The following is a 13,025-nucleotide window of genomic DNA, read 5'->3' as shown; positions in this document are numbered from 1 at the left end:
TCGATCCGTTGCCACGGTCATGGCGATGGCGGTCATGGTGTGGCGAGACCCTCGGCGGTCAGGAAGTCCCGTAGCGCTTCGGGCGCCACACCGTCGGACACGAACGCATCGCCGATTCGGTTCACCAGAACGAAGCGCACGATCCCGTCCTTCACCTTCTTGTCCTGTGCCATCGCGGCGATGATCGACGGGGCGTCGAAGGTCACCGGAAGGGCGCCGAAGGTGGTGGGCAGGCCCACCGCGGCGAGGTGACGCTCGACCCGGACCGTATCCTGACCGGGGCAGAGGCCCAGAGTCTGCGAAAAGCGGAAGGCGAGGGCAAGACCCAGTCCGACAGCCTCGCCATGCACCACGCGACCATCGTACCCGGCGCAGCGCTCCACCGCATGGGCGAAGGTATGGCCGAGGTTGAGGAGGGCGCGGCGGCCGGCCTCGCGCTCGTCCGCCACCACGATCTCGGCCTTGGCGGCGACCGCGGTCGCGATCGCCTCCTGGAGGCCGTCGGTGAAGACGCGGGGTCCGAGCGCCTCGAGGCGGTCGAAGAAGTCCACGTCGCCGAGGAGGCCGATCTTCACGATTTCGGCATAGCCGGCGCGCCTGTGCCGTTCGGAGAGCGTCGCGAGGACGCCGAGGTCGGACAGGACCAGCGCGGGCTGGTGGAAGGCGCCGACGAGGTTCTTGCCGTGGCGCGTGTTGATCCCGGTCTTGCCGCCGACGGACGAATCCACCTGCGACAGCAGCGTCGTCGGCACCTGCACGAAGGGCATGCCGCGGCGCGCCACCGCGGCCGCGAAGCCCGCTAGGTCGCCGATGACGCCGCCGCCCAGCGCGATCACGATGTCGTTGCGCTCCAGCCCGGCGTCGAGGATCGCGTCCACCGTCTCCAGCAGCCGCTCGGGCGACTTGGTGGCCTCGCCTTCCGGCAGCACGATGTGCGTCGCGCCGATGCCGGCAGCGGCGAGGCTCTCCATGAGGGCGGGGAGGTGCAGGCCGGCGACGACGTCGTCCGTCACCACCAGCGCGCGGCGGCGGCCGAGACGCTCGGCGATCAGCGCGCCGGCGTTGGCGAGGAGGCCCTCGCCGATCAGCACGTCGTACGCGCGGTCTCCGAGCGGGACGTGAACCGTCTGCGGCCGGAGGGTGTCGAGAGTTGTCATGCCTGATCGGCCACCTGGGGTTCGGCCATGCCGCTGGCCTTGCAGTCGGTCTCGCCCGCGTCGCCCTGCGGCATGCCGTCCACCCGCGCCTTCAGTTCGCGGATGATGGCGTTGACGACGCGGTCATGCGGACCGGCGGACGAGGTGACCCGGATCGGCGCCTCGGCGAACACCGGGTCGCGCACGGCGCGCAGGTCGACGAGCTTCTGGCGCGGGTCCACGTTGTGGAACAGCGGGCGGTTGGTGCGGCGCACGATGCGCGACAGCAGGACGTCGGTCGACGCGTCGAGCCAGATGGCGATGCCGTCCCGGGCGATGGCCTCGCGCGTGTCGGCGCGCATGAACGCGCCGCCGCCGGTGGCGATGACCTGCGGGCCGCCGGTGACGAGGCGGGCGATGACCCGCGCCTCGCCGTCGCGGAATGCGGGTTCGCCATGCATCTTGAAAATCTCGTCGATCGTCATGCCGGCGGCTTTTTCGATCTCGGTGTCCGCATCGACGAACGGGACACCCAGCCGGGCCGCGAGTCGCTTGCCGACGCTCGATTTGCCTGCGCCTGGCAAGCCGACCAGAACCGGGTTGCGCCCCAGCGCCGTCACCAGCCCAGGTCGATCCTGGCTCAACGTCGTCTCCATCCCAGTTCACACCACGTCGGCGTCCGCTCAGCGGACCCGAAATCCGTGGCGAGGGCAAGCCCTTATCCACCCATTCATTGAAGCCGGACTTGCTGCCTGACCCCCGGCCGGCCGTCAAGTGATCCGGCCGCATTCTCTCCCCTCGATACAATTCGAATGGCCGCGGCGACGGTTGGTCAACGGCAAGGCCGCATGGTCTCCCGTGCGAGGGAGGGCGTGCCATGCAAGCGACCAGATCGAAGGCCCCGGACGCGCATCTGCACCTGATCGACGCGTTCCTGGAGATGATGGCGGTGGAAAAGGCCGCCTCGCCGCACACGCTGGCGGCGTATCGTCACGACCTTCTGACCTTCTCCGGCCACTGTGCCCGCCGCGGCACCGCCGCCGACAGGGCGGGGGCCGAGGACATCACCAGCTTCGTGCGCGCGATGGCCGCGGACGGGGCGGCCGTCTCCACCCAGAACCGGCGCCTCTCGGCGGTGCGGCGGTATCTGCGCTTCCTCTACGCGGAGGGCGCGCGCGGGGACGATCCCGGCGCCCAGGTGGCGAGCCCCAAGAAGACCCGGCCGCTCCCCAAGGTGCTTTCGGTGGAGGAGGTGGACCGCCTCCTGACCATCGCCGAGGAGGCGGCGCAGCGCGGCGATCCCGGCGCGATCCGCCGCGCGGCGCTGGTCGAGCTTCTCTATGCGGGCGGCCTGCGCGTCTCCGAGCTCGTCGGCCTGCCGGACGCGGCGCCGCGGGCGGAGAGCGACATGATGGTGGTCCGCGGCAAGGGCGAGAAGGAGCGTGTCGTGCCCCTGTCGCGCCACGCCAAGGCGGCGGTGGCCCGCTGGCGCACCGTGCGCGGCCCGTCGCGCTTCATGTTCCCGGCCACGTCGCAGACCGGCCACCTGACCCGCCAGGCGTTCGCGCGGGAGCTGAAGGCGCTCGCCGGCGCGGCCGGCCTCAGGGCGGAGAGTGTCTCGCCGCACGTGCTCCGCCATGCATTCGCGACGCATCTGGTGGCCCGTGGCGCGGACCTTCGCGTCGTCCAGGCGCTTTTGGGCCATCAGGATATTGCCACGACGGAGATTTATACCCACGTCGGCACAGACCACCTGGCCTCCGTCGTCGCCGATTGCCATCCACTTGGCTGACGCGGCTTGACAGGGCGGTCCACCCACTTAAAGGGTCCCGCCGACCCCCAACCTGCATTGCGGACGAATGCGTACATTCCTCGACTTCGAAAAGCCCGTCGCCGATGTGTTCGGCAAGATCGAGGAGCTCCGCTCGCTGGGCGACTCGTCCGCCGTCGATGCGCGTGACGAGATCCAGAAGCTGAAGGACAAGGCCGAGAAGGCGCTCGGCGAGATCTACGCCAAGCTCTCGCCCTGGCAGAAGACCGAGGTCGCGCGCCACCCCGACCGGCCGCATACGTCGCACTACATCGCCCGCCTGCTCGAGGACTTCACGCCGCTCGCCGGTGACCGTGCGTACGCGGAAGACGCGGCGATCATCGCCGGGGTCGGCCGCCTCGACGGTCATTCCGTCGCAGTCCTCGGCCACGAGCGCGGCGTCGATACCGAGAGCCGCCTGCGGCACAACTTCGGAATGGCGCGGCCGGAGGGCTACCGCAAGGCCAAGCGCATCATGCAGATGGCGGAGCGCTTCCGCCTCCCGGTCGTCACCCTGATCGACACCGCCGGCGCCTATCCCGGCATCGGCGCGGAAGAGCGCGGCCAGGCCGAGGCGATCGCCCGCTCGACCGAGCAGGCGCTGACCCTCACCGTCCCCACCGTCGCCGTGGTGATCGGCGAGGGCGGCTCGGGCGGCGCGCTGGCGCTCGCCGCGTCCAACCGCGTCATGATGCTGGAGCACGCCATCTACTCGGTGATCTCGCCGGAAGGCGCCGCCTCGATCCTGTGGCGCGACGCTGCCCGGGCGCAGGACGCCGCCGCCAACATGAAGATCACGGCGCAGGACCTCCTGCGCCTCGGCGTCATCGACGACATCATCGAGGAGCCGGTCGGTGGCGCGCACCGCGACCGCAACGTCGCGATCGACCGTGTCGGCGAGAAGATCGCCTCGGCGCTGCGCGAGCTGCGCCAGGAGGACGGCGCCGCACTGAAGTCGATGCGGGCGCAGCGCTTCCTGAACATCGGCCGCAGCCTCGAAGTTTAATCTGGACCGTTGCCCAAAGGTGACGGTCGCCTTGATTCGCGGACGCAAGCTGGGAACAAGCCCGGTCCGTGATTTGTCATGCGTGCCGTCAGACGGTAGAGGCAATGATTGGCGGCGCGTACCTGTCGCCAGAGACCGCGGGATCCACGCATGACGCATGACCCCCTCCGCACCTCGCCTCGCTCGATCCGCCGTCGGACGCGTGTCGGTCTGACGCTTGCGACGCTGATGCTGGGTGCGACCATCCTTTCGGGCTGCCAGGTCTCCGACCTCAGCACGGCGAAGCACCTCGCTCCCGTCCCGTCCGCGCTCGAGACCAAGATCTCGCGCATGAACATGGACAAGCGCTCGCCGATCATGCTGCGCATCTACAAGGAGGACAGCGTCCTCGAGGTGTGGAAGCAGGACAAGGCCGGCAAGTACAAGATGTTGAAGGAATACGACATCTGTGCCTGGTCCGGGAAGCTCGGTCCGAAGCTCAAGGAGGGCGACCGCCAGGCGCCGGAGGGCTTCTACATGGTCAACCGTGGCCAGATGAACCCGAACTCGTCCTACTACCTGTCCTTCAATCTCGGCTTTCCGAACTCCTTCGACCGCAGCTACGGCCGCACGGGCTCGAACCTGATGGTCCACGGCGACTGCTCCTCGCGCGGCTGCTACGCGATGGAGGACGAGGGGATCCGCGAGATCTACGCCCTGGCGCGCGAGGCGTTCGTCGGCGGCCAGCAGGCGTTCCAGGTGCAGGCCTTCCCGTTCCGGATGACGCCGGAGAACATGGCCAAGCACGCCGACAGCGAGAACCTCGAGTTCTGGGAGAACCTGAAGGAGGGGGCCGATCACTTCGAGGTGACCGGCGTCGCGCCGAAGGTGGACGTGTGCGAACGGCGCTACGTCTTCAACGCCTCGTCCTCCGGCCGCTTCATCCCGTCGGCGTCGTGCCCGAGCTACACGGTCGACCCGCAGGTGGCCCAACTCGTCACCAAGAAGCGCGACACGGACCTCGAGAAGCGCGCATCGCTGGTCGCGCGCGTCGAGATGCGCAAGCAGCGTGAGGAGCGGTGGGAGGAGCGCGAGCAGGCGATCTCCGGCTTCTTCTCGCGCGCCCGTGCCGACAGCCCCGAGCCTGCGGCCGCGGCGACCGCCGACACGAACACCGAGGCCGCAGCGCCTGCGGCGGCGACCCCGGCCCCGGCCCCGGCCCCGGCCGCGGCTCCGGCGGCCACCAAGCCGGAGCCGGCTCCTGCCGCGCCGCCCGCCGTGGCGTCGACGTCCGGCACGCAGCCGTCCGCGCCGGCACCCGCACCGGCTCCAGCCGCCGCTCCGCCGGCGCCCGAGGTCCCGGCCGACACGCCGGTCGCCTCCACAGCCAATCCGGACAATACCGCTCCGCTCGGCTACGCCGCGGAGGAGGAGGATACCGGCTTCTTCTCCTCGGTCGCCAAGAGCAGCCGCGGTCTCTTTCGCAAGGCCGGCAACCTCTTCAACTGACCCGCCGCTCCGGGCGATCCCCGGAGCGTCTCGTCCCGAGGCCGATCCTGAAACGAGCCCGGCGCCCATGGCGGCGGGCTCGTTTCGCTTGCGGCACGGCGCGGGACGGCGCCGCTTCCGGTCCGCCGTCCCGGTGGGTTCCGGCCGGGCCGTCGCCGCGGCAGCCGTCAGGCGCGCGGCACTTGCGGCGGGCCGGACGGCGTGTCTTTATACGGAACAATGTTTCCGGTATTCGGAACGATAGGGCCAACGCGCGGCGCGCCCACGCGTCCGTCCCGGGCCGCTTCGGGCGCCTGACGGCGGTGCGCGCATCGGCCGATCGCGGACCCGGGCGCCCGCCGTCCGGACACCGCGCGGACGCTGGCGCCCGGCGCGGCGAAGGAGAGACGACATGCTACTTTCAGGGCGAAGCGCCATCGTGACCGGCGCGGCCAAGGGGATCGGCCGCGCGTGCGCCGAGGCGCTGGCCGCCGAGGGCGCCAAGGTCGCCGTCACCGACATCGACCTCGAGGCCGCCAGGGCCACCGCCGCGTCGATCGGCGGCGACGCCGTCGCCATTCACTGCGACGTCGCCGACGACGCCAGCGTCGCCGCGATGCTCGACGCCGCCATCGTCGCCCTCGGCCCGATCTCCGTGCTGGTCAACAACGCCGGCATCGCCATCGGCAAGCCGTTCCTCGACCTCGAGGTCGCGGACTTCGAGAAGGTGCTCGCGGTCAACCTCACAGGCACCTTCCGCACCACCCAGGCGGTCGCGCGGCACATGGTCGCCGAAGGGATCAAGGGCAGCATCGTCAACATGTCCTCGATCAACGCGGTGGTGGCGATCCCGGCGATCGCGGCCTACTGCGCCTCCAAGGGCGGCGTGGCGCAGCTGACCAAGGCGTCCGCGCTGGCGCTCATCGACCACGGCATCCGCGTCAACGCGGTCGGCCCCGGCTCGATCCTCACCGACATGATGAAGGGCGTCGCCGCCAGCGAGGAGGCGATGCGGATGGTGATGTCACGCACCCCCATCCACCGCCTCGGCCAGCCGAGCGAGATCGGCGACGTCGTCACCTTCCTCGCCAGCGACAAGTCGAGCTACATCACCGGTGAGACGATCTTCGTCGACGGCGGCCGCCTGGCGCTCAACTACACGGTCTGAGCGCGGGACGGGGCCGGAGCGGGCCGAGACACGCGCGGGTCGAGACAGGGGCGGGCTGAAACAGGGGCGGGTCGAGGCGGCGGCGTCAGCCGAGCGTGACGGTCCGTCCGTCCGGCGTCAGCAGCGTGAAGCCGAGGCCGGCCACGGGCGCCTCCTCCACGGTGGCGAGATGGGCGATGCCGACCGCCTCGAGGAAGGCCTCGACCTTCGCCGGTTCCGGCGACTTCAGGGTGATGCCGGCGAGCTTCAGTCCGGCGTCCTGCATGCCCGTCGCCGGATGCGGCTCGGCATCCCACTGGATGAACGAGGGCACCAGCCCGCCGAGCGCCGCGACGCCCGATTCCGGCACGGTGAGTGTCCAGGTCAGGTTGCCGCGGCTGAGGCGGCGCGGGGTGCCGACGTCCTCCGGCGTCGCCGCGAGCACGGCGTTGAGATCGTCGGTGCGCACGACCCAGGAGACCGGCGCGGGCCCCGCGGCGAGGCGGGCCCTGGTGGCCGCCTCGTCGAGGCCGAACCACCGGGGATGGCCGGGGGCGGGGGCCTCGGGGTCGATCGCGATCAGCTCGACGAATTCGCCGGGGCCCGTTCGCGTGAGGCGGTTGTGCGTTCCCATGTCCGGATGCTTGCCGCCCGGCGCCAGCTCGACGCCCAGCATATCCTTCAGGGCCGCGCCGCCGGCTTCCAGTGTGGCCGCTCCGATCGCGACGTGGTCTATGACGTTTTGCATGGGATCTCCGACGGCCGGCGCGCGCACAGTGCCGTGAACGGGCTGGTATTGTTTGATTCTTCCAATATATGGAACGACAGTTCTAGATATTGGCACGCGGTGTTAGGCTTCTCAAGCTGCGGCGTTCACGACGAGAAGGGGCGACATGACCGAGCGTGGGGAGAGCACGGAGCGGGTGGACAGCACCCTGTCCAAAGGGCTTCAGATCCTGGAGACCCTCGCGGCGTCCCCGAAGCCTCTCGGAATCACGGAGATCGCGGCGCAGCTGTCGATGAACAAATCAAATGTTCATCGGCTTGTGAAGACATTGTGCAAAATGAACTACGCCGCGCAGGAGCCCGACCGGACCTACCGGGCGAGCCTCAAGCTCTGGCGTCTCGGCACCGCCCTGATGAGCCACCAGCGTATCGCCGGCCTGTGCGTCTCGGCGATGCACGGCCTCGTCCAGGCGACGGGGGAGAGCGTGCACCTCTCGGTCATCGAGGGCGCGCACGTCATGCATATCGACAAGATCGACAGTGACCAGACCGTACGCGCCTACACCGAGCGCGGCGAGACGGCGCCGCTCCACTGCGTCGCGTCCGGCAAGGTCCTCCTCGCCTACAACTACGAGCATCTTCGCGACGCGGCGATCCAGTCAATGATCCGGTTCACCCCGCGTACCATCACCGACCCCGAGGCGCTCGACGCCGAGATGGCGCAGATCCGCAAGCTCGGCTACGCCCGCAACACCGGCGAGCATCGGGCGGACGTTGCCGGCATCGCCGCCCCCGTCTTCGCTCTGGGCGGGGCGGCGGTTGCGGCCATCGGCATCTCCGGCCCGACCCAGCGTCTCACCCGCCAGCGGATCCGGGAGATCGCGCCGGCCGTCGTCGAGGCCGGGCGGGCCGCGTCCGACGCCCTGTCCGCCTCCTCGGCCTGACGGGCGTCCGGGCTGCCCGGTTCCGGTCGGCCTATCGCCGGGCGGCCTGAAGCGCGGCCCAGACCCGGTCGGGCGTCGCCGGCATGTCCAGCGTCTCGACGCCGAGCGGCCTGAGCGCGTCTAGCAACGCCGACATCACCGCCGGCGGCGCGCCGACGGTTCCGGATTCGCCCGCCCCCTTGGCGCCGAGCGGATTGTTGCGGCACGGCCAGCGCTCGTCGAGGACGCTGTGAATGGGGCAGAGGTCGTCCGCCCGGGGCACGGCGTAGTCCTGCAGCGAGGCCGTCAGGAGCTGGCCCGACGCCTCGTCGTAGACGATGCGCTCCGACAGCGCCTGGCCGATGCCCTGCACCACGCCGCCGTGGATCTGCCCTTCGACGATCTGCGGGTTCACCACGGTGCCCACGTCGTCGACGCAGGTGTAGCGCACCACGGCGACCTCACCCGTCACGGGGTCGACCTCCACCTCGCAGACGTGCGCGCCGTTGGGCCAGGTCTCCCCCGAGACGGTGTGCGAGAACGGGACGCCGATGGTGCCGCCCGCCTCCGCCGCGAGGTCGAAGATCGAGACGCCGACGTCCGTCCCCGCGACATCGAACCGTCCCGCCCGGTATTCGAGGTCCGCACCGTCGACCTCCAGCCTGTCGCTGGCCTTTTGGCGCAGGACGTCCAGCGTGTGGTGCGTGCCCACCGCGAGAGCGCTGCCGCCGACGAAGAGGGAGCGGGAGCCGAAGGACCCGAACCCGTTCGCGACATCCGTGTCGCCGGACAGCAGGCGGATTCGCTCCGGCGGGATCTCCAGGATCGCCCCCGCCATCTGGGCGAACGAGGTGTGGAGGCCCTGGCCCATCGGGATCGTCGCGGTTTCGAGCGAGACGGTCCCGTCCGCGTGGACGGCGATCGTCACGTCCTCGGTGAAGGCGCCGCCGCCGGTCCACTCGACGAACATCGAGAGGCCGCGTCCGCGCAGTCGCCCTTGCGCCGCGCTCCCGCTCCGCCGCGAGGGGAAACCGTCCCAGTCCGCCGCGCGCAGGATCTGCGCGAGGACTTCCGGGAAGTTGCCGGAATCGAAGGTCTCGCCGAGCGCCGTGCGGTAGGGCATCGCCTCGGGCCTGATGAGGCTCCGCGCACGCAGCTCGGCCGGGTCGACGCCGAAGCGCGCGGCGGCGTGGTCCATCAGCCGCTCCATCGCGTAGATCGCCTCCGGCCGGCCCGCCCCGCGGTAGGGGGCGGTCGCCTGCGTGTTGGTCAGGACGCCCTCGACGGCGATGGCGACCGCCGGAATGTCGTAGACGCTCGCGGCGACCTTCGGCCCCAGCATAAGGGCGAGGATGGGGCCGGCCGGGTGCGGGTAGGCGCCGACGTTCACCAGCGTGTGGCTTCGCATGGCGGTGACGCGGAGGTCCGCATCGAATGCGGCCGCGATGGTCGTGACCTGGTCGCGCGCGTGGGTCGCGCCGAGGAATTCGTCGACCCGGACCGCCCGCCAGCGCACCGGACGGGCTAGGCGCGCGGCGAAGTAGGTGACGAGGACGTCCTCAGGGTAGAGGTAGCCCTTGAGGCCGAAGCCGCCGCCGATGTCCGGCACCCTGATGCGCAGCGAGGCCTTGTCGCCGCCCAGCGTCTCGGCGAGCTGCTGCAGGGTCGCCGTCGGGTTCTGCGACCCGGTGTGCAGCGTGACGCGCCCGTCAGTTGACGGGATCGCGACCGAGGCGCGTGGCTCGAGCGGCAGCGCGGTGACGCGCTGGTTCTCGACCGCGAGCTCCACCACATGCGCCGCCGCGGTGAACGCGGCGGCGACGCGCTCCGGGTCGCCGTGAGTGCGGCCGGTGACGACGTTGCCGCCCGCTTCGGGTGCCACAAGAGGGGCGCCGGGGGCGGTCGCGGCGGCGAGCGAAAGGACCGCGTCCCGCTCGTCCATCTCGAACGCGATCGCCTCCAGCGCGTCGTTGACCGCCGCGAGCGTCTCGCCGACCACCGCGGCGACGATCTCGCCCACGTGGCGGACCATGTCGACCGCCACCGCATGGCGCGGCGGAGCCGTCATCGCCCCGGTTCCGTCCGGACCGGGATAGTCCCGCAGCACCGGGATCGGGCCGACGCCGTCGGCCACGAGGTCGCGCCCGGTGACGGCGGCGACGATCCCCGGCATCGCCAGAGCGCCGTCCACCGAAATACTGGCGATGCGTCCATGAGCGAACGGCGCGCGCAGGACTCCGAGGACGAGGTGCCCCGCCGGCGCCATGTCGTCGGTGAACGCCGCCGTGCCGGTGATCAGTCGGCCATCTTCGAGGCGGCTTGGCCGGCCGCCGGCTCCGAACTTCATACGCGCATCCGTCCGACGGCGGCGGGAGATGCCGCCACCCTGGCCTCTGCGTCCTGCGCATTGTCGCATGCAGGCAGGACGCTCCGACTGACGATCACCAGCTGCGCCCGCTCCATCGAGCCCGGGGGAGCGGGCGCCGCCGCGGCCTATTCGGCCGCGATCACCTGCACACCGACCTTGGCCCCCTCCGGCGCCATCTTGGCGACGAGCTCGGTGCAGACGGGGGGATCGTGCCACGGGACCCACTGATCCCAAAGCGCGTGCATCTCATCGAGAAAGCGCGCGTCCGAGACGAACACCGTGACGCTCAGCATGCGGTTCTTGCTGGTGCCGGCGGCGGCAAGGCGCGCGTCGATGGCGTCCAGCACCTGCTGCGTCTGGCCGGTGACCGACGGCGTGTAGACCGGCGCGGTGATGACCGGCAGGTAGACCACGTGGTCGTGGATCACCGCTTCGGCCGAGCCCGGGCCGTCGCCCATATGGCGCATCTGCATCGCCTCAGACCGCCGCGGTGACCTGGATCGCCACCAGGTGGCGCGGCGTCACGAGCTTCGATTCCATCGGCGTGCGCGTCGGCAGCGAGCCGCCGTCCGACACCCACTCGTCCCACACCTCGTTGACGGCGTCGAAGTCGCGCATGTCGGCGAAGATGATGTTGGCGGTGAGCAGCTTGGTCTTGTCCGTCCCGCAGAGCGCCAGGGTCGCCTCGATCTGCTTCAGGATCTGGCGGCACTGCTCGGCGGCCGTCGGCGCGGGATCCTTGGCGACGTTCCCGGCCAGATAGGCTGTGTTGTTGTGGATCACCGCCCGGCTGTAGCGGGTGCCGGATCCGACGTATTTGATGTCCATGAAGCGTCCTTGTCGTTGATCAGGTCTCTGGCCGTGGCGGCACGGCCGTCAGGCGCTGTGTGCGGTGACGGCCGCGGCGTTGCGGGCTGCGACGGCGCCCTCGAGGCGGCGCGCGACGTCGAGGAGCAGGGGTTCGCTGTCCGGCCGGCCCATCAGCTGCACGCCGACGGGAAGGGCGCCCGGCCGTGCCACCGGCACGCACACGATGGGTAGGCCGAGGCTGGACACGGCCTGCGTGAAGCGCCCGATGGTCGGCCGCACAGGGTGGATCGCGCCGTCGATCTCGACCTCCTCCTCGCCGAACCGGGGGGCGGGGAAGGGGTTCGCCGGCATCATGACGACGTCGACACGCTCGAACAGCTCCCGCACGCGGGCGCGCAGCCAGTCGCGGAACACCTGCGCCCTGACGTACCAGTGGGCCGGCAGGAGCGCGCCGGCGAGGAAGCGGTCGCGCGTCGCAGGGTCGAACCGCTCCGGCTGGCGGCGGAGGTCGTCCATCCGCAGCGAGGACGCCTCGATGGAGGTGATCGCGTAGGCCGCGGCGCGGGCCATGTCGGGCTCGGGAAACTCCACCGGCACCGTCGGGCCGAGCAATTCGGCCGCCTCTGTGACGGCCGCGCGCACGTCGCGGCTCATCAGTTCGGCGAAATAGCCGCCGGCGAGGCCGATCGTCGCTTCCCGCGGCGCGGCGCCATCGGTTGCGAGGGCGCCGGGCGAGGGGTGGCTGACGCGCCATGCGGCGGCGACGTCGTCGACCGTGTTCGCGAGCCACCCGACGTGGTCCTGGCTGGGGGCGAGGAGCACCATCCCGCGCCGGCTGATCCGCCCGTAGGTCGGCTTCAGGCCGACGACGCCGCAGAACGCGGCCGGAATGCGCACCGACCCGTTGGTGTCCGAACCGAGGGTCAGCGGCACGAACCCGGCGGCGACCGCCGCGCCCGACCCGCCGGAGGAGCCGCCGGCGGTCCGCGCGGTGTCGACCGGGTTGTGGGTGCGGCCATAATGGGCGTTGTCGGTCAGGAAGCCGTAGGCGAGCTCTTCCATGTTGAGCGCGCCGACGAGGACGGCGCCGGCCGCCTCGAGGTCGGCGATGCACTGCGCGTCCGCCGCCGCGGGCGGATTGTCGGCGAGGATCACCGAACCGGCGACCGTCGTGAGCCCGGCGACGTCGAAGAGGTTCTTGGCCGCGAACGGGACACCGGCGAGCGGCCCGACATGCCGGCCGGCCGCCACGTCGGCGTCGACGGCATCGGCCCGGGCGCGCGCGCGCTCCGCGGTCACGGCGGTGAAGGCGTTGATCGCCCCGTCGCCGGCCTCGATCCGCTCGAGCGAGGCGTCGACCACGTCGCGGGCACGGGTCGCGCCGGCCGCGACGCTGCGCGCGATCGTCGCGGCGTCCAGCGCCTTCAAGGCTCGAAGACCGGGGCGGGGGCCGCGTCGGCGTCCGGAGTGAAGCGCTCCAGCGGGGCGACGAGGCGCGCGTTCAGTGCGAGCTGATGCCGCACCCCGTCACGAAAGGCGGCCGGGATGTCGAGCCCGACGAGTTTCGCCATGGCGTCCAGTTCGGCGTCAGCCACCGCGTTGTCGGCACTGATTGTGCGGTCGTCCGGCACC

The 13,025-nt window shown here is 71.0% G+C and carries 13 protein-coding genes; 5 read left to right on the top strand and 8 right to left on the bottom strand.

All coding sequences use genetic code 11. From position 1 onward, the window contains the following. Nucleotides 1-32 precede the first annotated feature (32 nt). Together aroB and DLJ53_RS22265 are read right to left on the bottom strand one after the other, a co-directional pair. Nucleotides 33-1,157 carry a 3-dehydroquinate synthase gene (gene aroB / locus DLJ53_RS22270; RefSeq protein ID WP_111349375.1) on the bottom strand — a complete coding sequence of 375 codons (1,125 nt, stop codon included), beginning with the start codon at nt 1,155-1,157 and terminating at the stop codon, nt 33-35. After that, nucleotides 1,154-1,792, bottom strand: a complete 639-nt coding sequence (locus DLJ53_RS22265) for a shikimate kinase (RefSeq protein ID WP_111349373.1) — start codon at nt 1,790-1,792, stop codon at nt 1,154-1,156. Before DLJ53_RS22265 ends, aroB begins: the two co-directional genes overlap by 4 nt. 221 nt (nt 1,793-2,013) lie before the next feature. Here DLJ53_RS22265 and DLJ53_RS22260 point away from each other — a divergent pair, with 221 nt between their 5' ends. From DLJ53_RS22260 to DLJ53_RS22245, 4 genes are all read left to right on the top strand, one after another. Then, on the top strand, nt 2,014-2,928 hold the full coding sequence (locus DLJ53_RS22260; protein WP_111349371.1) for a tyrosine recombinase: 915 nt from the start codon (nt 2,014-2,016) through the stop codon (nt 2,926-2,928). A 67-nt stretch (nt 2,929-2,995) separates the two neighbouring features. After that, nucleotides 2,996-3,952: an acetyl-CoA carboxylase carboxyltransferase subunit alpha gene (locus DLJ53_RS22255; RefSeq protein ID WP_111349370.1), complete on the top strand. Its 957-nt coding sequence runs from the start codon at nt 2,996-2,998 to the stop codon at nt 3,950-3,952. A 150-nt stretch (nt 3,953-4,102) separates the two neighbouring features. Beyond that, on the top strand, nt 4,103-5,440 hold the full coding sequence (locus DLJ53_RS22250; protein WP_111349368.1) for a L,D-transpeptidase family protein: 1,338 nt from the start codon (nt 4,103-4,105) through the stop codon (nt 5,438-5,440). 310 nt (nt 5,441-5,750) lie between these two features. Then, nucleotides 5,751-6,587 carry an SDR family NAD(P)-dependent oxidoreductase gene (locus DLJ53_RS22245; protein WP_342353611.1) on the top strand — a complete coding sequence of 279 codons (837 nt, stop codon included), beginning with the start codon at nt 5,751-5,753 and terminating at the stop codon, nt 6,585-6,587. An 85-nt stretch (nt 6,588-6,672) separates the two neighbouring features. On the opposite strand, the gene DLJ53_RS22240 is transcribed toward DLJ53_RS22245, so the two are convergent. After that, nucleotides 6,673-7,314 carry a VOC family protein gene (locus DLJ53_RS22240; protein ID WP_111349364.1) on the bottom strand — a complete coding sequence of 214 codons (642 nt, stop codon included), beginning with the start codon at nt 7,312-7,314 and terminating at the stop codon, nt 6,673-6,675. A gap of 145 nt (nt 7,315-7,459) precedes the next feature. Here DLJ53_RS22240 and DLJ53_RS22235 point away from each other — a divergent pair, with 145 nt between their 5' ends. After that, a complete protein-coding gene (locus tag DLJ53_RS22235) occupies nt 7,460-8,236 on the top strand; it encodes an IclR family transcriptional regulator (RefSeq protein WP_111349362.1) in 777 nt (258 codons plus the stop codon). Nucleotides 8,237-8,267: 31 nt separating this feature from the next. Here the strand turns inward: DLJ53_RS22235 and DLJ53_RS22230 are convergent, their stop codons facing one another. From DLJ53_RS22230 to DLJ53_RS22210, 5 genes are all read right to left on the bottom strand, one after another. Continuing rightward, nucleotides 8,268-10,562, bottom strand: coding sequence for a xanthine dehydrogenase family protein molybdopterin-binding subunit (locus DLJ53_RS22230; RefSeq protein WP_111349360.1), 2,295 nt, complete (start codon nt 10,560-10,562; stop codon nt 8,268-8,270). A 146-nt stretch (nt 10,563-10,708) separates the two neighbouring features. Further along, nucleotides 10,709-11,041, bottom strand: coding sequence for a Rid family hydrolase (locus DLJ53_RS22225; protein WP_211100655.1), 333 nt, complete (start codon nt 11,039-11,041; stop codon nt 10,709-10,711). A gap of 19 nt (nt 11,042-11,060) precedes the next feature. Continuing rightward, complete coding sequence (locus DLJ53_RS22220; RefSeq protein WP_111349356.1) at nt 11,061-11,411, bottom strand: RidA family protein; 351 nt, start codon at nt 11,409-11,411, stop codon at nt 11,061-11,063. Between the two features lie 48 nt (nt 11,412-11,459). Then, a complete protein-coding gene (locus DLJ53_RS22215; protein WP_111349354.1) occupies nt 11,460-12,821 on the bottom strand; it encodes an AtzE family amidohydrolase in 1,362 nt (453 codons plus the stop codon). Further along, nucleotides 12,818-12,988 carry a DUF4089 domain-containing protein gene (locus DLJ53_RS22210; RefSeq protein ID WP_146620065.1) on the bottom strand — a complete coding sequence of 57 codons (171 nt, stop codon included), beginning with the start codon at nt 12,986-12,988 and terminating at the stop codon, nt 12,818-12,820. The genes DLJ53_RS22215 and DLJ53_RS22210 overlap by 4 nt, the downstream gene beginning before the upstream one ends. Nucleotides 12,989-13,025: the final 37 nt, after the last annotated feature.

The organism is Acuticoccus sediminis, from assembly GCF_003258595.1.
Taxonomy (GTDB): Bacteria; Pseudomonadota; Alphaproteobacteria; order Rhizobiales; family Amorphaceae; genus Acuticoccus; species Acuticoccus sediminis.
This window is presented reverse-complemented; position numbering and strand designations above follow the sequence as displayed.

What these genes read in the sequence shown, in the direction of transcription:
- DLJ53_RS22230 (WP_111349360.1), bottom strand. Translation starts at nt 10,562, where the DNA reads ATGAAGTTCGGAGCCGGCGGCCGGCCAAGCCGCCTCGAAGATGGCCGA.
- DLJ53_RS22235 (WP_111349362.1), top strand. Translation starts at nt 7,460, where the DNA reads ATGACCGAGCGTGGGGAGAGCACGGAGCGGGTGGACAGCACCCTGTCC.
- DLJ53_RS22265 (WP_111349373.1), bottom strand. Translation starts at nt 1,792, where the DNA reads ATGGAGACGACGTTGAGCCAGGATCGACCTGGGCTGGTGACGGCGCTG.
- DLJ53_RS22260 (WP_111349371.1), top strand. Translation starts at nt 2,014, where the DNA reads ATGCAAGCGACCAGATCGAAGGCCCCGGACGCGCATCTGCACCTGATC.
- DLJ53_RS22220 (WP_111349356.1), bottom strand. Translation starts at nt 11,411, where the DNA reads ATGGACATCAAATACGTCGGATCCGGCACCCGCTACAGCCGGGCGGTG.
- DLJ53_RS22225 (WP_211100655.1), bottom strand. Translation starts at nt 11,041, where the DNA reads ATGGGCGACGGCCCGGGCTCGGCCGAAGCGGTGATCCACGACCACGTG.
- DLJ53_RS22250 (WP_111349368.1), top strand. Translation starts at nt 4,103, where the DNA reads ATGACGCATGACCCCCTCCGCACCTCGCCTCGCTCGATCCGCCGTCGG.
- aroB (WP_111349375.1), bottom strand. Translation starts at nt 1,157, where the DNA reads ATGACAACTCTCGACACCCTCCGGCCGCAGACGGTTCACGTCCCGCTC.
- DLJ53_RS22255 (WP_111349370.1), top strand. Translation starts at nt 2,996, where the DNA reads ATGCGTACATTCCTCGACTTCGAAAAGCCCGTCGCCGATGTGTTCGGC.
- DLJ53_RS22240 (WP_111349364.1), bottom strand. Translation starts at nt 7,314, where the DNA reads ATGCAAAACGTCATAGACCACGTCGCGATCGGAGCGGCCACACTGGAA.